The 24,925-nt window shown below is 68.1% G+C and carries 25 protein-coding genes; 12 read left to right on the forward strand and 13 right to left on the reverse strand.

Annotated features, from left to right (window positions below):
- Positions 1-74: 74 nt before the first annotated feature.
- From glpX to EV137_RS26605, 3 genes are read left to right on the forward strand one after another with little or no spacing between them, the layout of a single operon-like run.
- Entirely contained in the window at positions 75-1,109 is a 1,035-nt protein-coding gene (gene glpX / locus EV137_RS26595; RefSeq protein ID WP_134131219.1) for a class II fructose-bisphosphatase, read from the forward strand.
- A complete protein-coding gene (locus EV137_RS26600; RefSeq protein WP_134131220.1) occupies positions 1,106-2,053 on the forward strand; it encodes a carbohydrate kinase family protein in 948 nt (315 codons plus the stop codon). Before glpX ends, EV137_RS26600 begins: the two co-directional genes overlap by 4 nt.
- Positions 2,041-2,526 carry a hypothetical protein gene (locus EV137_RS26605; protein WP_134131221.1) on the forward strand — a complete coding sequence of 162 codons (486 nt, stop codon included), beginning with the start codon at positions 2,041-2,043 and terminating at the stop codon, positions 2,524-2,526. The genes EV137_RS26600 and EV137_RS26605 overlap by 13 nt, the downstream gene beginning before the upstream one ends.
- Here the strand turns inward: EV137_RS26605 and EV137_RS26610 are convergent.
- Positions 2,523-3,191: a FadR/GntR family transcriptional regulator gene (locus tag EV137_RS26610; protein ID WP_238175567.1), complete on the reverse strand. Its 669-nt coding sequence runs from the start codon at positions 3,189-3,191 to the stop codon at positions 2,523-2,525. The genes EV137_RS26605 and EV137_RS26610 overlap by 4 nt on opposite strands.
- A gap of 183 nt (positions 3,192-3,374) precedes the next feature.
- On the opposite strand from EV137_RS26610, the gene EV137_RS26615 reads away from it, so the two are divergent.
- Together EV137_RS26615 and EV137_RS26620 are read left to right on the forward strand one after the other, a co-directional pair.
- The gene (locus tag EV137_RS26615; RefSeq protein ID WP_238175568.1) at positions 3,375-4,703 is read left to right on the forward strand and encodes a 2-isopropylmalate synthase; all 1,329 of its coding nucleotides are present in this window, start codon (positions 3,375-3,377) and stop codon (positions 4,701-4,703) included.
- Positions 4,691-5,479: an ABC transporter ATP-binding protein gene (locus tag EV137_RS26620; RefSeq protein WP_134006678.1), complete on the forward strand. Its 789-nt coding sequence runs from the start codon at positions 4,691-4,693 to the stop codon at positions 5,477-5,479. The genes EV137_RS26615 and EV137_RS26620 overlap by 13 nt, the downstream gene beginning before the upstream one ends.
- Here the strand turns inward: EV137_RS26620 and EV137_RS26625 are convergent.
- Positions 5,421-6,230: a DUF3592 domain-containing protein gene (locus tag EV137_RS26625; protein ID WP_134006676.1), complete on the reverse strand. Its 810-nt coding sequence runs from the start codon at positions 6,228-6,230 to the stop codon at positions 5,421-5,423. The genes EV137_RS26620 and EV137_RS26625 overlap by 59 nt on opposite strands.
- 63 nt (positions 6,231-6,293) lie before the next feature.
- Between EV137_RS26625 and EV137_RS26630 the strand changes: the two genes are divergently transcribed.
- Together EV137_RS26630 and EV137_RS26635 are read left to right on the forward strand one after the other, a co-directional pair.
- Entirely contained in the window at positions 6,294-6,827 is a 534-nt protein-coding gene (locus EV137_RS26630) for a hypothetical protein (RefSeq protein ID WP_134131222.1), read from the forward strand.
- Positions 6,799-7,302 carry a hypothetical protein gene (locus EV137_RS26635; protein ID WP_134006672.1) on the forward strand — a complete coding sequence of 168 codons (504 nt, stop codon included), beginning with the start codon at positions 6,799-6,801 and terminating at the stop codon, positions 7,300-7,302. Before EV137_RS26630 ends, EV137_RS26635 begins: the two co-directional genes overlap by 29 nt.
- Before the next feature lie 92 nt (positions 7,303-7,394).
- On the opposite strand, the gene EV137_RS26640 is transcribed toward EV137_RS26635, so the two are convergent.
- A complete protein-coding gene (locus EV137_RS26640) occupies positions 7,395-8,084 on the reverse strand; it encodes a DUF1707 SHOCT-like domain-containing protein (protein ID WP_134131223.1) in 690 nt (229 codons plus the stop codon).
- A gap of 288 nt (positions 8,085-8,372) precedes the next feature.
- Between EV137_RS26640 and EV137_RS26645 the strand changes: the two genes are divergently transcribed.
- Together EV137_RS26645 and EV137_RS26650 are read left to right on the forward strand one after the other, a co-directional pair.
- Positions 8,373-10,037, forward strand: coding sequence for a fumarate hydratase (locus EV137_RS26645; protein WP_134131224.1), 1,665 nt, complete (start codon positions 8,373-8,375; stop codon positions 10,035-10,037).
- Between the two features lie 132 nt (positions 10,038-10,169).
- The gene (locus EV137_RS26650) at positions 10,170-10,592 is read left to right on the forward strand and encodes a nitroreductase/quinone reductase family protein (RefSeq protein WP_134131225.1); all 423 of its coding nucleotides are present in this window, start codon (positions 10,170-10,172) and stop codon (positions 10,590-10,592) included.
- A gap of 3 nt (positions 10,593-10,595) precedes the next feature.
- On the opposite strand, the gene EV137_RS40745 is transcribed toward EV137_RS26650, so the two are convergent.
- The 6 genes from EV137_RS40745 to EV137_RS26675 are packed head-to-tail and all read right to left on the reverse strand — an operon-like array spanning position 10,596 to position 15,472.
- Positions 10,596-10,754 (reverse strand): hypothetical protein, encoded by a 159-nt coding sequence (locus tag EV137_RS40745; RefSeq protein ID WP_166658517.1) that lies wholly within the window; start codon positions 10,752-10,754, stop codon positions 10,596-10,598.
- Between the two features lie 57 nt (positions 10,755-10,811).
- Positions 10,812-11,498, reverse strand: a complete 687-nt coding sequence (locus tag EV137_RS26655) for a ribonuclease FAU-1 family protein (RefSeq protein ID WP_134131226.1) — start codon at positions 11,496-11,498, stop codon at positions 10,812-10,814.
- Positions 11,499-11,506: 8 nt separating this feature from the next.
- Complete coding sequence (locus EV137_RS26660; RefSeq protein ID WP_134131227.1) at positions 11,507-12,910, reverse strand: class II fumarate hydratase; 1,404 nt, start codon at positions 12,908-12,910, stop codon at positions 11,507-11,509.
- Between the two features lie 45 nt (positions 12,911-12,955).
- Positions 12,956-13,609 (reverse strand): spermine/spermidine synthase domain-containing protein, encoded by a 654-nt coding sequence (locus tag EV137_RS26665; protein WP_238175569.1) that lies wholly within the window; start codon positions 13,607-13,609, stop codon positions 12,956-12,958.
- A gap of 2 nt (positions 13,610-13,611) precedes the next feature.
- Entirely contained in the window at positions 13,612-14,280 is a 669-nt protein-coding gene (locus EV137_RS26670) for a response regulator (RefSeq protein WP_134006660.1), read from the reverse strand.
- Entirely contained in the window at positions 14,264-15,472 is a 1,209-nt protein-coding gene (locus EV137_RS26675) for a sensor histidine kinase (RefSeq protein WP_134131229.1), read from the reverse strand. The genes EV137_RS26670 and EV137_RS26675 overlap by 17 nt, the downstream gene beginning before the upstream one ends.
- A 131-nt stretch (positions 15,473-15,603) precedes the next feature.
- On the opposite strand from EV137_RS26675, the gene EV137_RS26680 reads away from it, so the two are divergent.
- A complete protein-coding gene (locus EV137_RS26680) occupies positions 15,604-17,181 on the forward strand; it encodes an alpha-L-fucosidase (protein WP_166680025.1) in 1,578 nt (525 codons plus the stop codon).
- A gap of 4 nt (positions 17,182-17,185) precedes the next feature.
- Here the strand turns inward: EV137_RS26680 and EV137_RS26685 are convergent, their stop codons facing one another.
- From EV137_RS26685 to EV137_RS26700, 3 genes are all read right to left on the reverse strand, one after another.
- A complete protein-coding gene (locus EV137_RS26685) occupies positions 17,186-17,887 on the reverse strand; it encodes an aggregation-promoting factor C-terminal-like domain-containing protein (RefSeq protein WP_134006654.1) in 702 nt (233 codons plus the stop codon).
- A gap of 172 nt (positions 17,888-18,059) precedes the next feature.
- Positions 18,060-19,391 (reverse strand): RNA 5'-3' helicase PhoH2, encoded by a 1,332-nt coding sequence (gene phoH2 / locus EV137_RS26690; RefSeq protein WP_134006652.1) that lies wholly within the window; start codon positions 19,389-19,391, stop codon positions 18,060-18,062.
- A 1,451-nt stretch (positions 19,392-20,842) separates the two neighbouring features.
- Positions 20,843-21,622 (reverse strand): isoprenyl transferase, encoded by a 780-nt coding sequence (locus EV137_RS26700; protein ID WP_134131231.1) that lies wholly within the window; start codon positions 21,620-21,622, stop codon positions 20,843-20,845.
- Positions 21,623-21,880: 258 nt separating this feature from the next.
- Here EV137_RS26700 and trhA point away from each other — a divergent pair, with 258 nt between their 5' ends.
- The gene (gene trhA, locus EV137_RS26705; RefSeq protein WP_134131232.1) at positions 21,881-22,576 is read left to right on the forward strand and encodes a PAQR family membrane homeostasis protein TrhA; all 696 of its coding nucleotides are present in this window, start codon (positions 21,881-21,883) and stop codon (positions 22,574-22,576) included.
- Between the two features lie 666 nt (positions 22,577-23,242).
- On the opposite strand, the gene EV137_RS26710 is transcribed toward trhA, so the two are convergent.
- Complete coding sequence (locus tag EV137_RS26710; RefSeq protein ID WP_134131233.1) at positions 23,243-23,686, reverse strand: MarR family winged helix-turn-helix transcriptional regulator; 444 nt, start codon at positions 23,684-23,686, stop codon at positions 23,243-23,245.
- A 53-nt stretch (positions 23,687-23,739) separates the two neighbouring features.
- On the opposite strand from EV137_RS26710, the gene EV137_RS26715 reads away from it, so the two are divergent.
- The gene (locus EV137_RS26715) at positions 23,740-24,894 is read left to right on the forward strand and encodes a phosphotransferase (RefSeq protein WP_134131234.1); all 1,155 of its coding nucleotides are present in this window, start codon (positions 23,740-23,742) and stop codon (positions 24,892-24,894) included.
- Positions 24,895-24,925: the final 31 nt, after the last annotated feature.

Consider the following 24,925-nt stretch of genomic DNA (forward strand, 5'->3'; position numbering starts at 1 on the left):
ATCCGCCCGAACAGCGGCCAAGGCCGTTGGCTACGATCCGTTGGCATGAGCGAGCGCAGCGAGCGAACAAAAGCATGACCGACCCGACCACGCCACCTGCCCATCTCGAGGTCGATGCGCACGCGCCCGACCGTAACCTCGCCCTCGAACTGGTCCGGGTCACCGAGGCCGCGGCGATGGCGGCGGGCCGCTGGGTCGGCCGCGGCGACAAGAACGGCGCCGACGGCGCGGCGGTGAACGCGATGCGGACGCTGATCGGCACGGTCGGCATGGACGGCGTGGTGGTGATCGGCGAGGGCGAGAAGGACAACGCCCCGATGCTGTACAACGGCGAGCAGGTCGGTTCCGGCGAGGGCCCGGAGTGTGACGTCGCGGTCGACCCGGTCGACGGTACGACGCTGGTCGCGAAGGGCATGAACAACGGCATCGCGGTGATGGCCGTCTCCGCTCGGAACTCGATGTACGACCCGTCCGCGGTCTTCTACATGGAGAAGCTCGTCGTCGGCCCGGAGGCCGCCGAGGTGGTCGACATCCGGCTCCCGGTCGCGGAGAACATCCGCCGCGTCGCGAAGGCGAAGGGCAGCTCGGTCGACGACGTCACCGTCGTACTGCTGGACCGGCCGCGGCACGACGAGCTCGCCACCCAGATCCGGGCCACCGGCGCGCGGATCAAGTTCATCTCCGACGGCGACGTGGCGGGCGCGGTCGAGGCTGCCCGCCCGGACACCGGTCTGGACATGTTGCTCGGCATCGGCGGTACGCCGGAGGGCATCATCGCCGCCTGCGCGATGAAGTGCCTGGGCGGGAAGATCCAGGGCAAGCTCTGGCCCCGGGACGACGCGGAACGGCAGAAGGCGCTCGACGCCGGGCACGACCTGGACCAGGTGCTCGACACCGACGACCTGGTGAGCGGTGACGACTGCTTCTTCGTCGCGACCGGCATCACCGACGGCGAACTGCTCCGCGGGGTCCGCTACGGCCGCTCCACGGCCCGCACCCACTCGCTCGTCATGCGCTCCCGCAGCGGCACGATCCGCTCCATCGAGAGCGTCCACCAGCTGGAGAAGCTCCGCGCGTACTCCGCCATCGACTTCGAGCACGCCCGATGAGTACACCTGTCCTCGTCATCGGCGAGGCTCTCGTGGACATCGTCGGGCCGGCAGCGAAGACCGCCCGCAACGGCAATGGCAAGGCCAAGGCGATCCCCGGCGGATTCGCCGCCAACGTCGCGGTCGGCCTGGCCCGGATGGGTCTGCCGACCGAGCTGGTGGCCCGTTTCGGCACCGATCCGTACGGCGATCTCCTCGGGTCCCACCTGTTCGGGAACGGCGTCCAGCTCGCGCCCGGGACAGTGGACCCGGGGTTCCGGACCAGCACCGCCACCGCGACCCTGGATTCCGACGGGGTCGCGACGTACAAGTTCGACATGACCTGGGATCCGCCGGAGCTGTCGCTGCCCCGGGGCTGCCCGGCGATCCATACCGGGTCGATCGCGATGATGCTCGAGCCCGGGGCGACCGCGATTCGCGAGTTCCTGAAGTCAGTGGCCGACCAGCCGGTGACGGTCACGCTCGACCCGAACGCGCGGCCGGCGATCACCCCCGATCCGGTGGTGGCATGGTCCGCCGTTCGAGAGCTTGCCGCCCTTTCTGACCTGGTGAAGTTGAGCGACGAGGACTGCGAATTCTTCCGGCCCGGGGTGTCGCTCGACGACATCGCGGAGGAGCTGCTGACCGCCGACCGGACGCAGTGCGTGGTGATCACACGCGGCGGACACGGCGCGCTCGGCGTCGGCCGGGGCGTCCGGGTAGAGGTGCCGGCGCCGGCGATCGAGGTGGTCGACACCGTGGGCGCCGGCGACTCGCTGATGGCGGCGCTGATCGCGGGGCTGCTGGCGCGCGGGTTGCTCGGCGAGCGGCGGCTGGCCGGACTCACCTCCGAGGAACTGCGGGACGTCGTGGACTACGCGGTGAAGGCGGCGGCGATCACCTGTACCCGGCACGGCGCCGACCCGCCGACCGCGGCCGAGCACACGGAGAAATGGGGTTCCTGAGGGTGTCGGCCGAAACATGGACCTCCGAACTGGAGTCCAACGGCAGCGTGAACTTCCGGCCGCGCCGCAGCAGGCTCGCGGTGCGGCTGGTCGGGTTCGGTCTGCTGATGGTGTTGTCGGCCTGGACCAACGTCGAGCATCTGCGCACGGACGGGATCTCGGGCGCTCTCGGCGTCCTGCGGCTGACCGCCCTCGCGGCGTTCGTCTACGGCACCGGCTGGACCGCGTGGCAGCTGATCACGAACCGCCCGGTCATCACCGTGGACGCCGAGGGCGTGACCCGGGGCCGCAGCCTGCAGTGGTCGGGCATCACCAGCATCGACGAGCCGGCCGGATGGCCGCTGGCTCGCGCGGTACAGATCAACCCGGCAGACCGTCGTACCCGACCGATCTCGATTCCGCAGGACCACGTCGGCGACCTGGACGCCCTCGCCCCCTGGCTGCGCTCACTCCACGAACAGCACCGGGACTAGTTCATCGAACTGCGTACTGCGCTGAGGTGCTCTCGGGAGCGCGCTGCGGCCAGGTCCGGGTCCTTGGCGCGGATGGCGTCCGCGATCGCCTCGTGGGCGGCCTGGTCGTGGCGATGCCGGTGCTCCTCGTCGAGCTTGAGCATGTCGATCATCGCCCGCCGGATCCGCGGCACGAACGTGTCGAACAACTCCGTGAGTACGGCGTTGTGCGCGGCCGTCACCACCGCGCGGTGGAACGCGAGATCGGCCTCGATGTACCAGTCGTCGGGCGCCTTCACGGCGGCCCGTCGGCGATCCGCGAGCGTGTAGCGGAAGTTCTTCAGGTCGGCCGGCGTACGACGGGTCGCCGCCAGCCGGGCGCCCTCGGTCTCGATCGCCAGCCGGCCTTCCAGTACGTCGGTGATGTCGGCCTTCCGCAGCACCTTGTCCCAGTCCTCGGCGGCCTGTAGCGCGATCACGAACACGCCCGCGCCCTGGCGGCTCTCCAGCACCCGCCGGCCGGCCAGTTCGCGCACGGCCTCGCGGATCGTGGACCGGCCGACGCCCAGCTGCGCGGCCAGCGTGGTCTCACCGGGAAGCTTCGCGCCGAGGGCCCATTCACCGCTCCCGATCCGGCGCAGCAACTCCTCGGCTGCCTGCTCGGCGAGCGGATGACGGCGAATCATGGAGGACAGTCTAGAGGTGGTCAGGTTGTCAGCTTGTCTGAGGAGTTGATACGGTGCTCGGCATGCGCAAGCTCTCGGGTCTCCTCCTTCTTGGCCGCCACGGCGGGAGCTGATTCGACCGGCGCTCCCTCCGTGGAGTGCAGTCGTCCGCCGGTCCTCCCCCGCTCCCCGGAAGGACCAGTCATGAATCGTCAGCAGCCCTCCCCCATGCCCAGCCACCGCTATCGCGACATCTTCGCCAGGGTCCCGGTCGCACCCGTCGACCGCACCTGGCCGGACCGCCGGATCACGACAGCCCCGCTCTGGGTACCGGTCGACCTCCGGGACGGCAACCAGGCGCTCGCCGACCCGATGGACCCCGAACGCAAGCGCCGGTTCTTCGAGCTGATGGTTGCCATCGGCTACAAAGAGATCGAGGTCGGCTACCCGTCGGCGTCCCAGACCGACTTCGACTTCGTGCGACTGCTGGCCACGTCCGACCTGGTCCCGGACGACGTCACGATCGTGGTGTTCACACCGGCCCGCCGCGACCTGATCGAGCGGACCGTGGAGTCGGTCGCGGGGATGCGCGGCGACGTGGTGATCCACATGTACGCCGCGACCGCGCCGGTCTGGCGGGACGTCGTACTGCGTCGTACCCGGGACGAACTGGCGTCGATGATCTACGCCGGCTCCGAGGAGATCCTGCGACTGGCCGGGGACTCGGTGCGGTTCCAGTTCTCGCCCGAGGTCTACAACCTGACCGAGCCGGACTACGTACTCGAGCTGGCGGATCACCTCACCAAGCAATGGGACGCGACGCCGGAGCGGCCGGTGATCCTGAACCTGCCCGCGACGATCGAGGCCGCCACGCCGAACGTGTACGCCGACCAGATCGAGTACATGCACCAGAACCTGCCGCGCCGCGACGGCGTCATCCTCTCGGTGCATCCGCACAACGATCGCGGTACGGGCGTCGCCTGCGCGGAGCTAGCAGTGCTAGCGGGAGCGCAGCGCGTCGAGGGCTGCGTCTTCGGCAACGGCGAACGCACCGGCAACGTCGACATCGCCACCCTCGCGCTCAACCTGCACGCGCAGGGCGTCGACCCGATGATCGACTTCTCGGACATCGACGGGATCCGTGAAGTGGTCGAGTACTGCACGCGGATGCCGATCCATCCGCGGCATCCGTACGTCGGGGAGCTCGTCTACACCGCCTTCTCGGGAACCCACCAGGACGCAATCCGGAAGGGTTTCGCCGTACAGGGGCCCGGTGTCTGGGAAGTGCCTTATCTGCCGATCGATCCGGCGGACGTCGGACGCGGGTACGAGGCCGTCGTACGGGTGAACAGCCAGTCCGGTAAGGGCGGGATCGCGCATGTGCTGGAGTCTGTGTACGGCATTCGGCTCGCTCCGGAGCAGGAGCGGGAGTTCGCGGGGCACGTGCAGCGGCATACGGATGCGACCGGGCGGGAAGCGAGTGCGGAGGAGTTGAAGGCGTTGTACGAGGAGGTTTACGGGTGCTCGAACTGAAGGACGTCGACTTCGTCCGGGACGGCAAGGCGTTGCTGTCCGGGGTGTCGCTGACCGCGGGCGAGGGTGAGCGGTGGGCGCTGCTCGGGCCGAACGGCGCGGGGAAGAGCACACTGCTCGGGTTGTGCGGCGCGGTCGCGCATCCCACCCGCGGTACGGTCGAGATCCTCGGACGCCGGCTCGGTACGGTCGACATTCGCACCCTGCGGGAGTCCATCGGGCACGTGAATCCGCGGCACCCGCTGCGGTCGCCGTTGAGCATCCGGGACGTCGTACTGACCGGTCTGACCGGGACGATCGAGCGCATGCCGCGTTGGGAGCCGACTCCTGCGCAGGAGGCTCGCGCTCTCGAGCTGATCGACCTGCTCGGGATCGGCGGGTTGGCCGGCGCGCACTGGACCACGCTGTCCCAGGGTGAACGGGGACGCGCGTTGATCGCGCGGGCGCTGATCTCGGACCCGCAACTGCTTCTACTGGACGAGCCGTCGACCGGCCTGGACGTCGCGGCGCGCGAGCAACTGCTGGAGACGCTCGACCAGATCCACCTGAGCCACCCGCACCTGGCGTGGGTCCTCGTCACCCATCACCTCGAGGAGCTCCCCACCTGCACCACCCACGCCGCCCTCCTCCGCGAAGGCCGCGTGCTGTCCGCCGGCCCGGTCGACGACGTGATCACCACCGAGCTGATCTCGGCGACGTTCGACCATCCGATCGAGATCAACCGCCACGCCGGCCGCTGGACCGCAACCGCCCACCGAGCCACCCCGCACCACTGAGCAGTCCCAGTACGCCGCACCCGCCGCCGAGCCACAACCAGAACGTGGCGTCCGACCGCGCGGACTCGACAGCCCAGGTACTGCGGGCCTTCGCCGGCTCGGCGACGTCGTACTCGACGGGTACGACCTCGCCGAGCGCGAGCACGTGCTCACCGGGATCCCTGCCGGTCTCGATCACGTGCTCCACTCCCGCGACGGTGTACCGGATGTCGACCGACCCACTGCCCTTCTCGAACCATGCCGGCTCGTGCACACTGACGACCGTCCCGCTGGTCGTTGCCGTCGGCCCGTCCCACGGTCTCGACACCTGTCGCGCGTGCAGCCCGAGACTGCCGAACGCCAAGGTCATCAGTGCGAAGAACAGCACGAGACTTCCTGGCACCAGTGGTTCCCCGGGCCGCCGCCATCCGTAGCCTCGCGCGGCATGCCGCCCGGCTAGCTTCTCGCCGCTCGCCGCGTCGGCCGGGCTGAGGCCGCGGACCCAGAGAACAGCCACGACAACCACCATCAGCACCAGCCACGCCATGAAGATGCCGATCCCGATCATCCCACCGACGAAGACCGCGTCGCCGACCGGACGGTGAGCGATGAGGCCGACCAGAGCACCGATGCCGGAGCCGAGCGCGGCGAGCACGACCAGGACGAGCACGCCCCCGATCCCGAACAGCGACGAGCCGGAGTCGGCCAGCTCGTACGCCGCTGCCGGACCACGTACGAACGCCCAGCTCAGCACCACACGAAGCCGCCCCATGCGCTAAGTGTCGTCTACAGTGAGTCCAGCTCCGGGGGTGGAGTCGTGAGGGCTGGGGGCGACATGACTGTGATGGGCGAACGACTGCCCGAGGCCTGGATGGTCGAGTGGCATCGCAACAGCCGCGTCGAGTTCCCGCTACGCCGCTGGTCGTTCCTGCAGTTCCCGGGGTTTTTGCTGGTGGGGTACTCGGCTTTGACGCTTGGCCGGCTGCCGGACATGCTCGACGACGGCGGCTGGCGCTTCCTCGCCTATCTGCTGATCGCGACGTACGTCGGCATTGTCGCCATGTTCGCCTGGCAGTTCGTCACCCAGCGCCCGATCCTCGTCGTCGACCACCGAGGCATCCACCAAGGCCGCCGCCGCTTCATGCCCTGGACCGAGATCGGCTCCATCGGCCCCGTCTCCGGCCCCAAACTGGCCCGCCAACTCCATGTCTACCCGAAGAACATCTGGGCCAAGCACCTCATCCTCACCCAGCAACACGTCAACGACCTACAAACCTTCCAAACCTGGCTCCAAGAGGTGCTCGACGAGCAGCGCCGTACGGAATCCCCGCGGGACGACAATGACAGCGACCGGCGACGGACCCACTGAGCTGTGGACCGCGGACCTGCGGCGCACCGGCCGAGTCGCGTTTCCGCTGCGGCGCCAACCGCTTCTGCGGCAGACCTGGTCTACCTTCGGTCTACTGGGCTTGCTGGCCGTCGCCGGACTACCCCACGCGCTGAAGATCAGCGGCGTGCAGCTCATCGTGGTCATCGTCGTCACGACGGCGGTCGTGATCGGATTGTGCTTCAGCATCTGGCAGCTGCTCACCCGGGGTCCGGTACTGACGATCGACACGGGCGGCGTCCGGCTTGGGCGCAGGCGGTTCATGGCTTGGAGCGAGATCGACGCCATCACCGAGCTGGACGGTCCGCCCGGCGACCGCCGGTTCGCCGTCGTATCAAAGGTCCACCGGAGGAAGCTCTGGATCGGCCCGGAGTACGTACGCAATGTGGTGGCGTTCAGGTACTGGCTGCTCGACCTACTCGAGGAACACCGCCGCACAGTAGCCTCCCCCGGCTAGGCCAAGGGAGTCGTCCCACAGACCGTGGATGCTTCCAACCTGGGGAGGGTTCTGCACCCGGATCGGGCAGTTATCCTCCCCAGCCCGGCCCGTCAGGTGAGGCCGAGGCGTTTGGTGAGGCGGGGGCCTCGTTTGATTTTGATTTCGCCGAGGATGGCGGTGCCTCGGATGTGGAAGCGTTTGGGAGTGGCGGGCTGGGTGTTCGGGTCGGGGACGGCTTTGAGGCCGGTTTCCTGTTCGGAGACGGAGCCGAGGATCGGGTTGCTGTCGAGGAGGACGATCGCGTTCTGCGGGACCCGGATCTTCACGTCCGCGAGGATCGACTTCACGTCGATCGTGATCTCGTCGAACGGGATCTGCGCCTCGGTGTAGTCGAGCGTGACGTCGCCGAGGACCGCGTTCACCTCCTGGCGCTGCGGGACCAGCCAGTTCCCCATCCGCTTGGAGTCGGACAGGAACACGTTGATCACCGGCCCGGTTTCCACCAGTGCGCCGCCGTACGGCGGGGTGGTGGTCGGCACGCTCTGCGTGCGCGGGCCGTTCGGCAGGTCGGCGGTCAGCTCGACCAGTTCGCCGTACGTCTTGGAGCTGTACAGCGTCTCGAGCCGGTCCTCGAGCTCGGTGTACGACAGCCGGCCCTCGCCCGCGGCGTCGCGGAGGATGTCGGCGACCTCCTCCCGCTCGAGATCGGACACCCGGCGCCGCAGCACCGGATCGTCACCGCCCTGCGCGGGCACGACATCCTGCGGGCGGTTCTCCTGGGGAACGTCATCCTGAGCCACCCCAAAACCATACGCGCGCCCACCCCCGCCCGCAGACCCGTTTCCTCCCCGATTCACCCCTGATCCCGCCCCTGAGCCGCGTACTGTCCGCCATGAACTGGGGTGGGGCACCGAGCGGAGACTGCTGGCAGGCCTGGCGCGCCATGCGAGGGTGAGTCGCGGGGAAACTATTCGTCACCGGGCGACGATTTCTTTCCCCGCCGCGATGAGACGGAGGTCCCGTCCGCGGGCGGGGCGGGGAGAACTAGGCTTTGGGGGTCCAGTCCAGCTTGTGTGGAGGTATGCCCGGTGTCTGCCGACTTCAACTACTCCGATCTGTTGCCGTTGGGTGCCGACGAGACGGAGTACCGGCTGCTGACGACGGAGGGTGTCAGCACGTTCACCGCGGGCGACCGGACGTTCCTGCAGGTCCAGCCGGACGTGCTGCAGGCGCTCACCGCGGAGGCGATGCACGACATCTCGCACTATCTGCGGACCGCGCACCTCGCGCAGCTGCGGCGGATCATCGACGACCCGGAGGCGTCCGGGAACGACCGGTTCGTCGCGCTCGACCTGCTGAAGAACGCGAACATCTCGGCCGGCGGCGTACTCCCGATGTGCCAGGACACCGGCACCGCGATCGTGATGGGCAAGAAGTCCGAGGGCGTCCTCACCGGCGCGGTCGACGAGGAGTGGATCAGCCGCGGCGTGTACGACGCCTACACCAAGCTGAACCTGCGCTACTCGCAGATGGCCCCGCTGACCATGTGGGACGAGAAGAACACCGGCTCCAACCTGCCCGCCCAGATCGAGCTGTACTCCACGCCGGCCAAGGGCGACCCGGCGTACAAGTTCCTGTTCATGGCCAAGGGCGGCGGCTCCGCCAACAAGTCGTTCCTCTACCAGGAGACGAAGGCGGTCCTGAACCCGTCGCGGATGATGGAGTTCCTCGACGAGAAGATCAGGTCGTTGGGTACGGCGGCCTGCCCGCCGTACCACCTGGCCATCGTGGTCGGCGGCACGTCGGCCGAGTTCGCGCTGAAGACCGCGAAGTACGCCTCCGCGCACTACCTCGACACGCTGCCGACCGCGGGATCGCCGGTGGGGCACGGGTTCCGGGACGTGGAACTGGAGGAGGAGGTCTTCAAGCTCACGCAGGAGTTCGGGATCGGGGCACAGTTCGGCGGGAAGTACTTCTGCCACGACGTCCGGGTGATCCGACTGCCGCGGCACGGCGCGTCCTGCCCGGTCGCGATCGCGGTGTCCTGCTCGGCGGATCGGCAGGCGCTGGCGAAGATCACGCCGGAGGGCGTGTTCCTGGAGCAGCTCGAGCGCGACCCGGCGCGATTCCTGCCGGACACCACCGACGAACACCTGGCCGACGACACCGAGGTCGTGCGGATCGACCTGAACCGGCCGATGAGCGAGATCCGCGACGAGCTGTCCAAGCTGCCGGTGAAGACGCGGCTGTCGCTGACCGGTCCGCTGGTGGTGGCGCGGGACATCGCGCACGCGAAGATCAAGGAGCGGCTGGACGCGGGCGAGCCGATGCCGTCGTACTTGCGGGATCACGCGGTGTACTACGCGGGGCCGGCGAAGACGCCTGAGGGTTATGCGTCCGGATCGTTCGGGCCGACGACGGCGGGGCGGATGGACGCGTACGTCGATCAGTTCCAGGCGGCCGGTGGATCGTTCGTGATGCTTGCCAAGGGCAACCGGTCGGCGAAGGTGACGGCGGCGTGCAAGGAGCACGGCGGGTTCTACCTCGGGTCGATCGGGGGGCCGGCAGCGCGGCTGGCGCAGGACTGCATCAAGTCGGTCGACGTGATCGAGTACCCGGAGCTCGGCATGGAGGCGATCTGGAAGATCCAGGTCGAGGACTTCCCGGCCTTCATCGTCGTCGACGACAAAGGCAACGACTTCTTCACCGACACCAAGAAGCCAGTCCCCCTCACAGTCCGCCCGCGCAGCTGAAGCGGTGGGTTGCCCGCTGAAGTGCAGTGTCGCCCACTGAGATTTTGAGTGGGCAAGCCTGCAGCTCAGGGGGCATCTGCCACTTGACGTGGCTGATCGGCCGCCCGACCCTCTGAGGTGGGGGTGGTGGCGATGGGCAAGCGGATGTTGCGGGTCGGCGGCCGGATCGGCGTGTGGATGTACAAGACGCTCAACGGGCGCCTGGCCAGTGGGAGCAAGGACGTGCATGTCCTGATGCTCACCACCCCGGGCCGCCGCACCGGCGTACTGCGGTCTACGTGTGTGCGGTACGTCGAGACTCCCGACGGACTGCTCGTCTGGGGCACGGGATCGGGCTCCCGCCGGGACCCGGACTGGTTCCGCAACCTCCGCGCCGCGCAGACCACCGACGTACAGATCGGCGCCGTGCACACAACCATGCACGCACGGGAGCTGACCGGTCCCGAGCGGCACACGGTGTGGACCGATATCATCCTGCGCGAGGATCTAGGGATCGGCCGGTACGCGACGAAGGCCCAGCGGACGATCCCCGTCGCCGTACTGAAACCGGACTGACTCTCAGCCGGCCTTGCTGTCGACGACTTCAGGCAGTTTGAGCATGAGAGTCTTCGCGGCCTGGACGAGATCGGCTTCGTTGTGGCCGAACGCCTGGAGGTAGCTCCTGAGTGCGGATCGCAGTAGCTGGAGCTCCTCTGCCTGCAACTCGATGGTGTACATACTTCCAAGCTAAGTCCAAACCGGTCAGTTGCAACCGCTCGTGACCCACCTGTGTTGTCAGCCGCTGTGGAGCTCCTCCGCGATCAGGTCGGGCTGGTGGGTCGTCGGCGCGACGGGCAGTCGCCAGGCCGCCGGCGCGGACCAGGTCTGCCAGTCGTCGGAGAACGGTGTAGTCCAGGCCTCGATGTCGCGGATCGCCGCATGCGCGTCGGCGACGATCTGCTCCGCCTCAGCGGCGGTGAAGCGCCCCGCGGTGACGGCACCCTCCAGCTCGTCCTCGTCCTTCCACTCGATGCTGCGGTCCGGATTGATCCAGAGGTCGAGCACATGATCGACAGTGCTGGTACGGCGGGAAGCCCAGTCGCGCACATGCTCCCGCTCGAGGTTCACGTACCACCCGCGGAAGGTCCCGTCGGCGCCCCAGAAATACCAGACCGACCACGGCTTCCCGGGCGGTGACACCTTGAGGATCCCGGTCCCGTGCCACACGTCGAGCTTCAGCGCCCGGTCCGCGGTGAACATCGCCACCGGTCCGGCGTGCCGCATCTCACGTCCGTCGGTGAGCACCGGTCTGAGCAGCGGCGTACCCGGCGCGAGCCAGGCGACCAGCCCGTCCGCGTCGTCACGCACCACTGTCATCGGCCGCACGTTCGGCTTGTCCGCATGCTTCCCGGTGCCCTGGTACACCCACTCGATCGTCGTACCCGGCTCCCAGTACCGCGTCACGCCATCGCCATCGGTCATGCCTTCTGTCACGACTGCGCCGGCCGGGTCATGGACAGTACGTCGAGGGCCGCGTCCAGCTGCTCCTCGGTCAGGTCTCCCTTCTCGACGTGACCGTTCTCGATCACGACCTCGCGGATCGTTTTCCCTTGTTTCAAGGCACTCTTGGCGACGGCGGCCGCGTTCTCGTACCCGATGTAGCGGTTCAGCGGCGTCACGATCGACGGCGACGACTCGGCCAGCGCGCGGGCGTGGTCGACGTTCGCCGTGATGCCGTCGACGCAGCGATCGGCGAGCAGGCGCGAGCTGTTCGCCAGCAGGCTGATGGACTCGAGCAGGTTGCGCGCGATCACCGGCAGCATCACGTTCAGCTCGAAGTTGCCCCCGGCACCGGCCACGGTGATCGCGGCGTCGTTGCCGATCACCTGGGCGGCGACCATCAGCGTCGCCTCGCAGATCACCGGGTTCACCTTGCCCGGCATGATGCTCGATCCGGGTTGCAGGTCCGGCAGCGCGATCTCGCCGAGCCCGGCGCGCGGCCCGGAGCCCATCCAGCGCAGATCGTTGCAGATCTTCGTCAGGCTGACAGCGATCGTCTTCAGCTGCCCGGACAGCTCGACCAGCCCGTCACGAGCACCCTGGGCCTCGAAGTGGTCCTCGGCCTCGGTCAGCTCCAGCCCGGTTCGGCGGTTCAGCTCGGTGATCACCGCGGCCGCGAACCCGGGTGGCGTGTTGATCCCGGTCCCGACCGCGGTCCCGCCCAGCGGCAACTCGGCGACCCTCGGGAGCGTCGCCCGGACGCGCGCGGCACCGCGCCTGATCTGCTGCGCGTAGCCGTTGAACTCCTGGCCGAGCGTCACCGGGGTCGCGTCCATCAGGTGTGTCCGCCCGGACTTCACCACCTCCGCGAACTCGGATCCCTTACGGGACAGGGAATCCGCGAGGTGCTCCAACGCCGGCAGCAGCTCCTGCACCACGCCGGCCGTGGCCGCGACGTGGATCGCCGACGGGAAGGTGTCGTTACTGGACTGCGACGCGTTGACGTGATCGTTCGGATGCACGTCCGCGCCGAGCGAGCGGGTGGCGAGGGTGGCCAGAACCTCGTTGGCGTTCATGTTGGTCGACGTACCCGAACCGGTCTGGAAGACGTCGATCGGGAACTCCGCGTCGAACTCCCCCGCCGCCACCTGGTCCGCGGCGGCCACGATCGCGGCCGACCGCTCCGCGTCGAGCACTCCGAGCGAGGCGTTCACGACCGCGGCGGATGCCTTGATCTGCGCGAGCGCGTGCACGAGCGCCGGCGCCAGCGGCCGCCCGGAGATCGGGAAGTTCTCCACCGCACGCTGCGTCTGCGCCCGCCACAACGCGTCGCGAGGCACCTTGACCTCGCCCATCGTGTCGTGCTCGATCCTGAATTCCACGTCGTCACCCATACCAAAAGAGTACGTCGCTGAGCGTTGCCGGATCAGGCCGATCGCCTACCTGTGGACAACGCCACAGCCCTGATAGACGAAGTACGTCTCGGCGCGGCCCTGGAGCTCGACGGGCACCGGTTTGACGACACAGGCACCGAACACCGAGGCGACGGCGGACTCGAGCGCCTCCGAGGACGACGATGACCAGACGGTCAGTACGCCGTCGGCGCGCAGCTTCGCGCGACAGGTGCTGAAGAAGTCCGACGAGTAGATGGCCGAATTCTCGTTGTAGACAAGGAAGTCCGGGCCGTTGTCGACGTCGAGCAGGATCGCGTCGACGGACGCGTCGGGCAGATCCGCGACGACAGCCCGCACGTCACCGACCACCACACCGACGCGAGGGTCGTCGAGGACCGATGGGACGAGGCCGGAGCGCATCCAGGACACCACATCCGGCTCGATCTCCGCGACGATCACCTGCCCTAGGCGGGAATCGGCCAGCAGCGCGCGGACCGTGTACCCAAGTCCGAGCCCACCGACAAGCACCCGATCCGGATGCCGCACCGCCTCCAGCGCAGCTGACGCCAGCAGCTCCTCGCTCGACGTCTCCTGATCGTCCATCACGAAGACCCCGTTGACCCGCAGCTCCAACGCCCCGTCGTCGCGTCGGCGCAGCACCAACTCACCGCGCTCACTCACTGCCCGTGCCAACTCCACCGTCACACCAGTCCGGCGTCGTGAGCCAGCAAAGCGAGCTGCACGCGGTTGGTGAGCTGGAGCTTCGCGAGCGAGTTCGTCAGATGCGTCTTCACCGTGGCGACCCCGACCTCCAGCACAGCGGCCGCTTCCGCATTGCTCCTGCCTTCGGCCACGGCCAGTACGACGTCCCGCTCCCGCTCCGTCAACTGCGCCAGCGCCGCGAGAGCCGTCGTACGGCGGCTGTGCTGGTCGACCGCGCCTACATGGTCCATCAGCTGTCGCGTGGACTGTGGTGACAGCACAGACTCACCAGATGCCGCCTTCACCACAGCGGCAACGATCTCAACCGGTGCAGCGTCCTTGAGCAGGTAACCCGACGCACCGGCCCGCAGCGCGCGTAGCAGAGCCTCATCCGACCCGAACGTGGTCAGCATGACCACCTCCGGCGCGCCGGCCCGCCTACGGATCGCAGCAGTCGCAGCAACCCCGTCCAGCACCGGCATCCCGATGTCCATCAGTACGACGTCCGGCCGCAGGTCACGCACCGCATCGACCGCCTGCTGCCCGTCGGAGGCCGCACCGACCAGCTCCAACTCCGGGGCACCGGACAGCATGCTGGACAGCCCTGCCCGCACGAGTGGGTCGTCGTCGACCAACAGCAGTCGGACCGGTTCACTCACGCCCGTCATCGTAGGCCACCCACGGCAACCAGCACGCGAGCCGGAACTCACCGTCCGCCGTCGGCCCGTGCTCGAACCGCCCACCAGCCAGGGACGCCCGCTCGGCCAGCCCAATCAGCCCCACGCGCGAACCGGGACCCTCCGCACCAGGCTCCAACCGGTTCGAGACCTCCACCGACAGGCCGGTGCCTACCGCACCGCTCACCGCCACCCGAACCGCCTGGTGAGGAGCGTGTTTCCGCGCATTCGTCAGCCCCTCCTGGATAATCCGGTACGCGTGCCGCCCGATCGAGTCCGGCACCGCACTGAGCTCAGCCGCCACCTCTAGCTCGATCTGCGTGCCGGCAGCCCGTGACTCGGCCACTAGTTCGTCCACCTCGGCTATGCCTCGTCCCAACTCGTCAGCGGTGTGCTGAGACCGCAGTACGCCGACAATCTCGCGCAGGTCGTCCACGCAGTCGCGTGCGCTGGACCGGATCACGCCAGCGGCACGTGACAGGTCGGCGGACGGCATGTCCGGCCGGAACTCCAACGCACCCGCATGCATGCTCAGCAACGACAAGCGATGCCCGAGCGCGTCATGCATCTCCCGGGCGATCCGCTCCCGCTCCCGCCGCTTCCCCTGCTCAACACGCAACTGCTGCTCCGACTCGGCCCGGACCGCACGCTCGGTCAGTGACGCCATCAGCTGCCGCCTGGTCCGAATCACGATCCCCCAGGCGACCAGCACCAGACGGGCGAGCGCTGTGAGCGTCACAGCGATCCAGTAGCCGTTCGGGACGTCAGCAACCGGATAGAGCCAGAACTGAACCATGCAGGACGCCATCGCCACCGCACCCAGCGAGAGGCTGACAGCAGGCCGACGGTGCACAGCAACGTTGAACAGCGCCAGACCGCCCGCTGCACCCACTGACGGCACCAGAGTGGACGCCAGGATCATCAACACGGCCAGACCGGTCGGCCAGCGCCTACGGAGCAGCAGCGACAGGGCACCGGCGATGCACAGCGACACGTCCAGCCAGTGCGGCAGCGGACCGATCCGGGGCGGCGGCTCCACATCCCCCACCGCGATCAGCCCGAGCAGGAGCGCGATCAGCACGCAGGCGACGTCCACCACCCGGTCCCGCGGGGTCAACCGTCCGTAGCCCGGCGCGGTCCGCGAACCGGGCGCGATCAGCGCGGCGAAGATCCCCGTGTCCACTCGACCGACGGTAGCGCCTGAACGGCCCACAGCAACGATACTTTCGGTGGAGGCGCAGGTCCCCCGAACGACGGCAACGACGTACGGCGGGCTGATCCGCGGGATCGCCGTACGACGGCAGGATGGCCGGCATGATCCTTGCCAAAAGCACCCTCCGAGGGATCGGCAGGTTCCTGCTGCGGCTCGCCGTGGTGGCCGTCGTACTGGTGCTGGTCTTCGCCGGCGGTTCCGTGGTCTGGAGGTGGCAGGACGACCGCAAGGCCGAGATGACGACCGACGGGCCGTACGAGGCCACGGTGGAGTCGCTGAACAAGCATCCGCTGCCGAAATGGTTCGCCGACGCGAAGTTCGGGATCATGATCCACTGGGGCCTCTACTCGGTCCCCGGCTTCGCGCCGAAGGGCACCACGTTCAGCAAGCTGCTCGAGACGCAGTACGGGCACGCGATGACCCACAACCCGTACGCCGAGGATTACGCGAACGCGATGAAGGACCCGAAGTCGCCGACCGCGAGCTATCACCGCGAGCACTACGGCGACGCGCCGTACAGCGACTTCACCAAGCAGTTCGACGCCGGTCTGGCCAACTGGAACCCGGACCGGTGGGCTGCGCAGTTCAAGGCGGCCGGAGCGTCGTACATCGTGGTGACGGCCAAGTACGCCGACGGGTACTCGCTGTGGCCCACGAAGGTCCGCAACCCGCACGCACCGGACTTCCACGCCCAGCGGGACCTGATGGGTGAGCTGGCCGCGGCCGTCCGAAAGCAGGGCCTCAAGTTCGGCGTCTACTACTCCGGTGGGGTCGACTGGACGTTCCAGCGCAAGACCGTGAAGACGTTGGGCGACTACGCCTATCTGCACTACGGCGAGGACTACCGCGAGTACGCCGTGGCGCAGGTGCGCGAGCTGATCACGCGGTACAAGCCGGACATCCTGTGGAACGACATCGCCTGGCCGACCGGCTCCAAACGGCTCTACTCGGTGCTGGCGGACTACTACAACACCGTCCCGGAGGGAGTCGTCGACGACCGCTGGAGTACGGCGTCCTTCGGCCGGCAGGTGATGAGCCCGAAGCCGATGCGTTGGGGGTTCGACCAGTTGATGAAGGGCCTGTTCAAGCTGCCTGGTGTGGCGGACAGCATCAACACCCAGAAGCCCGCTCCGCACAGTGACTTCCGGACGCCGGAGTACACGGACTTCGACACCGTCCAGGACAAGTTCTGGCAGCAGGACCGCGGTATCGGCGGCTCGTTCGGCTACAACCGCGAGGAGAACGACCAGGACTACGCCAAGTCGACCGATCTGATCGCTTCACTCGCCAAGGCGGCAGCCAACAACGGTGCGCTGCTACTGAACGTCGGACCGAGCGGTGGCGACGGTGTGATCGTCCCGGAGCAGCTGAGCAGACTCACCGACATCGGAGCCTGGCTGAAGGTTAACCGGGAGGCACTGGACGGCACCCGGCCGTGGATGCGCTCGTCAGCGACCACTACCGCCGGAGACCAGGTGATGTTCACCCAGAAGGGCGAGACGGTGTACGCCGTCGTACTGGGCCGGCCGAAGGGGGACATCGTCATCAAGGACGTCCGGCTGAGCGGTCCGGCAGCACGTCTGGGCGGCGACCCGATCACGCTGACAACTGCCGGTCAGGGCACCCTGCTGAAGAGAGCCGGTGACGGGAGCTACGGTCCGGTGTTCCGCGTCGGGTGACGGGTCAGTACCAGCCCTTGGCCTGGGAGTGGCCCCAAGCGCTGCAGGGGGAGCCATAGGTGGCTTCGATGTAGTCCAGGCCCCACTTGATCTGGGTGACCGGGTTGGTCCGCCAGTCCTTGCCGTACGCCGCCATGCGGTTACCGGGGAGCGCCTGCGGGATGCCGTAGGCCGTGGACGTCGGGTTGTCGGCGCTGACCTTCCAGCGGGACTCCTTGTTCCAGAGCTTCTCCAGGCAGCTGAACTGGCTCTGGCTCCAGCCGTGGTCGGGGAGGAGGTTCATCGCGACCTCCTTCGGCGTGCCCTCGTACTTCTTCCGCTCGGCGTCCCGGCTGGCCCGCTCCTCGCTCGACGAGCGCTGGGCCTCCCGAAGCGCCTCATAGCGCTTCAGAGCGGCGTTCTTGGCCTTCATCTTCACCGCGGCCGCGTCCTGCAGAGCGGTGCGCTGCTGCTCGATGGCCTCGACCTGGTTCCGCATCCGGACCGCCTCGGCGGCGAGCTCGGCGGCCGACTGCGGATTGACCGACGGCGTGGTCGCGGAAGGGATCGCCTTCCCACTGTTCAGCACGGCCATCTCGGCCCGCCCGGACACCTTCTCCGACGCACTGCTGCTCCCAGGAGAGCTGAAGAGGTCGATACCGGCGACAACGGAAACCACGGCGATTCCGGTCACTGCGAGAATCGCGACGGAGCGCTTCGCTTTCATCTGTCCTTCCGAGAAAACCCGACCCCCGTCGGCTGCAACGAGAACATACTCTGACGTAAACCGTCCGTGATCACAAGCAGGTCACGGACGAACGGTGCGGTCGCCGCGTGGCGACCGCACCGTTCTTACCTCTGCTTTACAGACGTTTATTACCTAACTGTATGAACGCTCCTTACAACTGCAGGTCATCGAGCATCTCGGTGACCAGCGCCGCGATCGGCGACCGCTCCGAGCGGGTCAGCGTGACGTGCGCGAACAGCGGGTGCCCCTTCAACTGCTCGACCACCGCGACCACACCGTCGTGCCGGCCGACCCGCAGGTTGTCCCGCTGCGCCACGTCGTGGGTGAGCACCACCCGCGAGTTGGCACCGACCCGGGACAGCACCGTGAGCAGCACGTTCCGCTCCAGCGACTGCGCCTCGTCGACGATCACGAACGCGTCGTGCAGCGACCGCCCGCGGATGTGGGTCAGCGGCAGGACCTCGAGCATGCCCCGGTCGATCACCTCGTCGATCACGTCACCGCTGGTCAGCGCGCCGAGCGTGTCGTACACGGCCTGGGCCCACGGCTGCATCTTCTCCGACTCGCTGCCCGGCAGGTACCCGAGCTCCTGGCCGCCGACCGCGAACAGCGGCCGGAACACGACCACCTTCTTGTGCTGCCGGCGTTCCATCACCGATTCGAGGCCGGCGCACAGCGCGAGCGCGGACTTACCCGTACCGGCCCGGCCGCCGAGCGAGATGATCCCGACATCAGGATCCAGCAGCAGATCGAGCGCGACCCGCTGCTCGGCGGAACGACCGCGGATCCCGAACGCCTCCCGGTCGCCCCGGACCAGCCGGATCCGCTTGTCCGGCATCACCCGGCCGAGCGCGCTGCCCCGGTCGGACAGCATCACCAGCCCGGTGTGGGTCGGGAACTCACCGGCCTCCGTCAGCTCGACCGCGCCGTTCTCGTACAGGTCGTCGACGACGTGCGTCTCGACCTCGAGCTCCGCCATACCGGTCCAACCGGACTCCAGCGTCAGCTCGGCGCGGTACTCCTCGGCGATCAGACCGCACGCCGACGCCTTGACCCGCATCGGCAGGTCCTTCGAGACCAGCGTGACGTCCTTGCCCTCGGCCATGAAGTTGCAGGCCACGGCCAGGATCCGGCTGTCGTTGTCGCCGAGCCGGAAACCGGCCGGCAAGGTCTCCGGGTCGGTGTGGTTCAGTTCGACCCGAAGAGTTCCACCCTTCTCCCCCACTGGCAGGGGCGCGTCCAGTCGTCCGTGCAGTATCCGGAGCTCGTCGAGCAGGCGGAGCGCCGTCCGCGCGAAATAGCCGAGTTCCGGGTGATGCCGTTTGGCCTCCAATTCGGTGACGACGACCACCGGGACGACCACCTCGTGCTCGTCGAACCGCAGCATCGCGTGCGGGTCCGAGAGAAGCACCGAGGTGTCCAGCACGAAGGTGCGCTGGTCCGGTGTGGATGAGGTACTTGACGCCTTGGCGTGGATGGCCATGTCGCACGTCCTCTTCTAGGCCGTGACGTACACCCTCGCCCCGGCCCGCCAGTGGTTAGGTGATGGGTCGGGTGCCGCCCTCGGGGCCTGGTGTTGGCCCCTTCCGCGCCGCCGCGCGAGCGGCAACGGCGATCAGTGAGCTCGAGACCCTAGGTCTCGGGTACTCCGTTCGGCCCCTCATGGGGCAACCGGCTGGAACGAGATTCTCAAACTGATCGGGCCTCCCGTGACAGCCGGCTTCCCCTCCGACCGTCAATGTCAGGGTAGGAGGCTCCTGCAAACGGCGCAGCCCGACACGCCCGGCCACGGGGTTAACACGGTGTTACGCCTTCCCCACCCACGCGGGGGAGCCGTGTCACTCCGCAGGGTGATCCGGTACGCCGGGCCGCCGGGCGAGGCTCGGTGCATGACGAAGAACTGGCCGACGTGGACCGGGTACGCCACCGCGCTCTGGTCCCTTGTGTACGGCGTACTAGGGCTCTACTGGACCCTTGGCGGCGCCGGATATCCGTTCGCGCGGGTCGCCGACGATCAGGCCTCGTCATCGATCCTCGAAGGTACGCCGGTATACGTCGTCGCTCCCCTGATGGCGGCGATCGGGCACGGCGGCGCCGTACTCGCGCTCGTCATGACCCGGATGCGACCGCGCGGATCGATCCTGCAGGCGGTCGCCGCCGTACTCGCGGTCGGTCTGGCGCTCGTCGTCCCCGACTACACGCTGATCGCGGTGGTCGCGATGGCCCCGGCGCTGATTGTCTTCGCATTCACCGGCGTACCGGGACCGCAGGACGGCGTCGGCGACATCCTGTACTGGCACCGGGTGAACCTGATCATCCTGTTCGTCGGCGGCATCCTCTGGGCGGCGACGGCGCTCGCGTACCACCGGCGCAGCCGCAACGCCTGCGTCTCCTGCGGCCGGGGCTCCCACGATCCGGCCTGGATCCGACCGGAGGCTGCGCTCCGCTGGGGCAAGTGGGCGGTCGCGGTCGCGGTGGTGGCGAACCTGCCGTACGAGTTCACCCGGATCGCCTGGTACCTCGGCTGGCCGGTCGGCATCACCGACGAGTTCCACCAGATGATGGCCGACACACCCGGAATGCTCGAGATGGGCCTCGGCCTGGCTGTGATGGGCCTTGGCGGAGGCGTGCTCACGCACGGCCTGGTGCACCGGTGGGGCGAGGTCTACCCGCGCTGGATCTGGTTCAAGGCCGGCCGGCGCGTGCCACCGCTGCTCGCGATCATCCCGGCCTCGATCGTCGCCGTCGTACTGATCCCAGCCGGTCTGATGAACACCCAGGCCCCACTCGGCGGCGACATGTGGGCAGCCAACGCCCCGGGCATCCTCTGGATCCTGTGGGGTACAGCGCTGGGCGTGGCGACGTACGGGTACTACCTCAGGCGCCGTACCACCTGCACACGCTGCGGCCGAGGAGCCCCGCCGGTCGTGCAGATCAGGTCCCGAAGCGGCGCTCGCGTTGGGCGTAGCTTCGGATGGCGCGGAGGAAGTCGACGTGGCGGAAGTCCGGCCAGAGCGCCTCGCAGAAGTAGAACTCGCTCAGCGCGCTCTGCCAGAGCAGGAAGCCGCCCAGGCGCTGCTCACCCGACGTCCGGATGACCAGATCGGGGTCAGGCTGGCCCTTGGTGTAGAGGTGCCGCGCGATGTGTTCGACGTCCACGCGGTCGGCCAGCTCCTCGATCGAGATGCCCTTCGCGGCCTCCTCGAGGAGCAGGGAACGGACCGCGTCGGCGAGCTCGCGACGTCCGCCGTACCCGACCGCGACGTTGACCAGCATCCCGTCGACGTCATGGGTCGCTGTCTCCGCCGCTTTCAGCGCCTCGGCGGTGGTGCCGGGCAGCAGGTCGAGCGCGCCGACCGGATGGATCCGGTAGCGGCCGATCGCGGTCAGCTCCTCGACCGTCTGCTCGATGATCCGCAGCAGCGGCTCCAGCTCGTCGGCCGGGCGGCTCAGGTTGTCGGTGGACAGCATCCACACCGTGACGACCTTGACGCCGACGTCGTCGCACCACTCCAGGAACTCGGAGATCTTGTTCGCCCCGGCCTCGTGACCGCGCGACACCGGGTCGCCGACCTGCCGGGCCCAGCGCCGGTTGCCGTCGATGATGACGCCGATGTGCCGCGGGATCCGGTCCGGCGACAGGGACCGGCGGACCCGGCGCTCGTACAGGCTGTAGAGGGCGTTGCGCAGCTTCTGCTTGCCAGGTGTCCGCATGGGTAGGGTGCTCTCCTCGAAGACTCTCGGTCACGAGGCTAGCCCAGAAACGCCAGGCACGAGAGGCTCCGGAGCGGCTTACAGAAACCTGCCGGAAAGGTCGAACTTTCTGCGAAGTTCGTGCATCGTAAACGTGGGCGTGCTGCATCACCCGGGTGACTTCGCCTACATTTCATCCTTCTGAACCATTGAACCTACGGTTGCGTAGGTTACGGTTGCGTAGGTATGGACCGCCCGGACACCCCCGAAAGGACGGCGATGACCGTTTCCAGCGCACAACCCCAGGAAGCCGGTCACCGGCTCTCCGGGCGACTCGGGCCACTCAAGCCCAAGCTCCGTGGATGGTTGCACGCCGGAACGTTCCCGTTCGCCACCGCCGCCGGCATCGTACTGATCTGCCTGGCACCGCACGCGAACGCGCGCTGGGCGGCCGCGGTCTACACCGTCGGTTCGATGCTGCTGTTCGGCATCTCCGCGCTGTACCACCGGTTCTACTGGGGCCCGAAGGGCGAGGCGATCCTGCGCCGGCTCGACCACAGCAACATCTTCCTGCTGATCGCCGGCACCTACACGCCGCTCGGCATGGTGCTGCTGCACGGCAACGACCGGCTGCTGATGCTCGGCCTGGCCTGGGGCGGCGCGGTGCTCGGCATCCTGTTCCGGATCTTCTGGCTCAGCGCGCCGCGCTGGATCTACACGCCGCTCTACCTGGCGCTGGGCTGGGTCGCGATCTTCTGGATGGGCGACATCTACCACGCCGGCGGCGCGGCAGTCGTCACCCTGATCGCCGTCGGCGGCGGCCTTTACTCGATCGGCGCGGTCGTCTACGGCACCAAGCGCCCGAACCCGTCCCCCCGCTGGTTCGGCTTCCACGAAATCTTCCACGCCTTCACCGTCGCCGCCTTCATCTGCCACTACATCGCCGTAAGCATCGCGACCTACCGCGCCGGCTAACCCTCCTCACCCGGGGCCCGAACCACGCCAGCGGGGCCAGCGGGGCCAGCGGGGCCAGCGGGACCAGCGACACCTTGTCGCCAGCCCATCGCCCGCCCCAGCCCGGTACTGCGGAACTCTTCTGCAACATTTCTTCCGCAAAGCGGCCGGTCGATCCCCAGGCGCCGAGCGCACATCCACCCACCAAGCACCTCCGCTCGCCCCCACGCCCGCGCACGCCGGCGAAGCCGGCCAACAAGCAGCCACGCCGAAGGCGTGACCGCTGCGTATCCCCACCACCACACGCTCACCGAGCGCATGAACCCCGCACGCCGTTCGCGCACCGCGCACACCCGCCGGGGACTGGGAATAGGCAATTGCCTATCCCCACACCCCATCGGCTAACCCCACTCAAGTCCAGTAGCCCGAGCGCACATCCGCTCGCCAAGCACCCCCGAGCGCCTACACCCCGCGCGCGCCGGCGGAGTCGGTCGACAAGCTGGCGCGGCGGAGGCGTGACCGCTCTGCATTCACCACCCCACGCTCGCCGAGTGCGTGAACCCCGCACGTTCGCGCACTGGGCACACCCGGCGGGGACTGGGGACAGGCAATTGCCTGTCGCCACACCCCATCGCCTATCCCCAGTCTGATCCGGTCGAGTAGGTCGGACTCGTCGCGTCGGGGCGGTTAGGGCTCGTTGCCTAGTTCGTGGAGGGTTTGGCGGAGGTGGGTGTAGCGGGTGGGGCCTAGTTGGGTGGACCAGGATTGTTCTACGCGGGCTATGGCGGCTCGGCTGAAGGCGACTGCCTGGTCGCCCAGCGGCGTACGGCGGACCAGGCGGACTCGGCGGTCGGTGGGGAGGCGGGCGGACTCGGTGTAGCCGAGTTTCTGCAGGTAGTCGACGTGCTGCCCGAGGCCCTGTTTCGTCATTGCTGCGACCTCCGCCAGGTCGGTGATCCGGGCGCCGTCGGGCGGGATCAGTTCGAGCAGGCGGTAGTGCGAGACCCGGAGTCCGGGGTACTGCTCCTCGGACGTGGCCAGGATCTCCGACCGGATCCGTTCCAGCGCCGACCCGAGCAGTGCGGCGATGTGATCGGTCCCGACCCGGGGATCGTCGTTGACGGAAGTCATAAAGCAACTTTACTATCACATCAGTAAGGTGACTTTACTTCCGTGGGGGGAACATGATCACCGGACTCGAACCGTTGGGCCGGGACGCGTTGGGGGAGGAGGACCTGACCGCGCTCGTGCGGACGATCACCGGGGAACCGGCGGCCGTCGCGGGCGCGGTCCGGGTCGAACCTGTCGACTACCCGATCGGTACGCCGAGCACCGAGTCGCTGCACCGCGTCTTCGGTACGACGCTCGACGGCGCCGACTGGTCGTGCTTCGTGAAGAAACTCCAGTCCGTCCGGCACTCGCCGATCATCGAGTTCGTGCCCATGGAGTACCGGCAGAGCTTCATCGACTACATGCCCTGGCAGTTGGAGATCGCCGTCCACCGCAGCGGCGTCGGCGACCTGATGCCGCCGGGCCTGCGACTGGCGCACGCCTATCGCATCGACGTGTACGACGACGACCGCGCGACCCTGTGGATGGAGAACGTCGTCCAGGAATGGGGCCCGTGGCCGATGGACCGCTTCGAGCGGGCGGCGTACCTGCTCGGACGATTGTCGGCTCGCCGGCAACCGCATCTCGTACAGCCCCTGCTCGACCGGGTCGTCTCCAGCACACCCGGTACGGCGCTGCGGTACTACGCAGACGGCCGCGTCATGAAGTCTGCGCTACCCGTGCTCGCTGATCCGCAGACCTGGCGGCACCCCCTGTTGAGCGCAGCGGTCTGCCACCTCGGCGACCACGCACTACGGGACGACCTGCTCGCACTGGGCGAGCGCGTCCCTGCCGTACTCGATGCGCTCGAGGCGTTGCCGCAGTGCTACCAGCACGGGGATGCGAGCCCGCAGAACCTGCTGGTGCCGCACGACAGCCCGAACGAGTTCGTGGCGATCGACTGGGGTTTCGACTGCCCGCAGGCGGTTGGGTTCGATCTGGGGCAGTTGCTGATCGGACTGGCGCACGCGGGCGAGTTGGCGCCGGAGGCGTTGCCCGCAGTACACAAGGTGATCTTGAAAGGGTTCCGGGAAGGGCTTGCGGAGGACGGCCTGCAAGTGACCGAGGAGGAGGTCCTCTACGGGTACCTGGGCTCGCTGCTGATCCGGGCCGCGTTCACCGCACTGCCGCTGGAGATGTTCGGCACGCACAACGCTCCACTGGAGCTGTTCGAGCAGCGGGTCCAGCTGACCCGTGCGCTGATCGACCTGGTCTCCCCTGTCGTTTGACGCGATCACATTTCAGTCGTGTCACAGCTGC

The sequence above is a fragment of the Kribbella pratensis genome, assembly GCF_004366075.1.
GTDB classification, from domain to species: domain Bacteria; phylum Actinomycetota; class Actinomycetes; order Propionibacteriales; family Kribbellaceae; genus Kribbella; species Kribbella pratensis.

Bases quoted from the DNA above. Each gene is read 5' to 3' on its own strand.
- glpX (WP_134131219.1), top strand. From the start codon at position 75: ATGACCGACCCGACCACGCCACCTGCCCATCTCGAGGTCGATGCGCAC.
- EV137_RS26600 (WP_134131220.1), top strand. From the start codon at position 1,106: ATGAGTACACCTGTCCTCGTCATCGGCGAGGCTCTCGTGGACATCGTC.
- EV137_RS26605 (WP_134131221.1), top strand. From the start codon at position 2,041: ATGGGGTTCCTGAGGGTGTCGGCCGAAACATGGACCTCCGAACTGGAG.
- EV137_RS26610 (WP_238175567.1), bottom strand. From the start codon at position 3,191: ATGATTCGCCGTCATCCGCTCGCCGAGCAGGCAGCCGAGGAGTTGCTG.
- EV137_RS26615 (WP_238175568.1), top strand. From the start codon at position 3,375: ATGAATCGTCAGCAGCCCTCCCCCATGCCCAGCCACCGCTATCGCGAC.
- EV137_RS26625 (WP_134006676.1), bottom strand. From the start codon at position 6,230: ATGGGGCGGCTTCGTGTGGTGCTGAGCTGGGCGTTCGTACGTGGTCCG.
- EV137_RS26630 (WP_134131222.1), top strand. From the start codon at position 6,294: ATGACTGTGATGGGCGAACGACTGCCCGAGGCCTGGATGGTCGAGTGG.
- EV137_RS26635 (WP_134006672.1), top strand. From the start codon at position 6,799: ATGACAGCGACCGGCGACGGACCCACTGAGCTGTGGACCGCGGACCTG.
- EV137_RS26650 (WP_134131225.1), top strand. From the start codon at position 10,170: ATGGGCAAGCGGATGTTGCGGGTCGGCGGCCGGATCGGCGTGTGGATG.
- EV137_RS40745 (WP_166658517.1), bottom strand. From the start codon at position 10,754: ATGTACACCATCGAGTTGCAGGCAGAGGAGCTCCAGCTACTGCGATCC.
- EV137_RS26655 (WP_134131226.1), bottom strand. From the start codon at position 11,498: ATGACCGATGGCGATGGCGTGACGCGGTACTGGGAGCCGGGTACGACG.
- EV137_RS26660 (WP_134131227.1), bottom strand. From the start codon at position 12,910: ATGGGTGACGACGTGGAATTCAGGATCGAGCACGACACGATGGGCGAG.
- EV137_RS26670 (WP_134006660.1), bottom strand. From the start codon at position 14,280: ATGACGGGCGTGAGTGAACCGGTCCGACTGCTGTTGGTCGACGACGAC.
- EV137_RS26680 (WP_166680025.1), top strand. From the start codon at position 15,604: ATGATCCTTGCCAAAAGCACCCTCCGAGGGATCGGCAGGTTCCTGCTG.
- EV137_RS26685 (WP_134006654.1), bottom strand. From the start codon at position 17,887: ATGAAAGCGAAGCGCTCCGTCGCGATTCTCGCAGTGACCGGAATCGCC.
- phoH2 (WP_134006652.1), bottom strand. From the start codon at position 19,391: ATGGCCATCCACGCCAAGGCGTCAAGTACCTCATCCACACCGGACCAG.
- EV137_RS26700 (WP_134131231.1), bottom strand. From the start codon at position 21,622: ATGCGGACACCTGGCAAGCAGAAGCTGCGCAACGCCCTCTACAGCCTG.
- trhA (WP_134131232.1), top strand. From the start codon at position 21,881: ATGACCGTTTCCAGCGCACAACCCCAGGAAGCCGGTCACCGGCTCTCC.
- EV137_RS26710 (WP_134131233.1), bottom strand. From the start codon at position 23,686: ATGACTTCCGTCAACGACGATCCCCGGGTCGGGACCGATCACATCGCC.
- EV137_RS26715 (WP_134131234.1), top strand. From the start codon at position 23,740: ATGATCACCGGACTCGAACCGTTGGGCCGGGACGCGTTGGGGGAGGAG.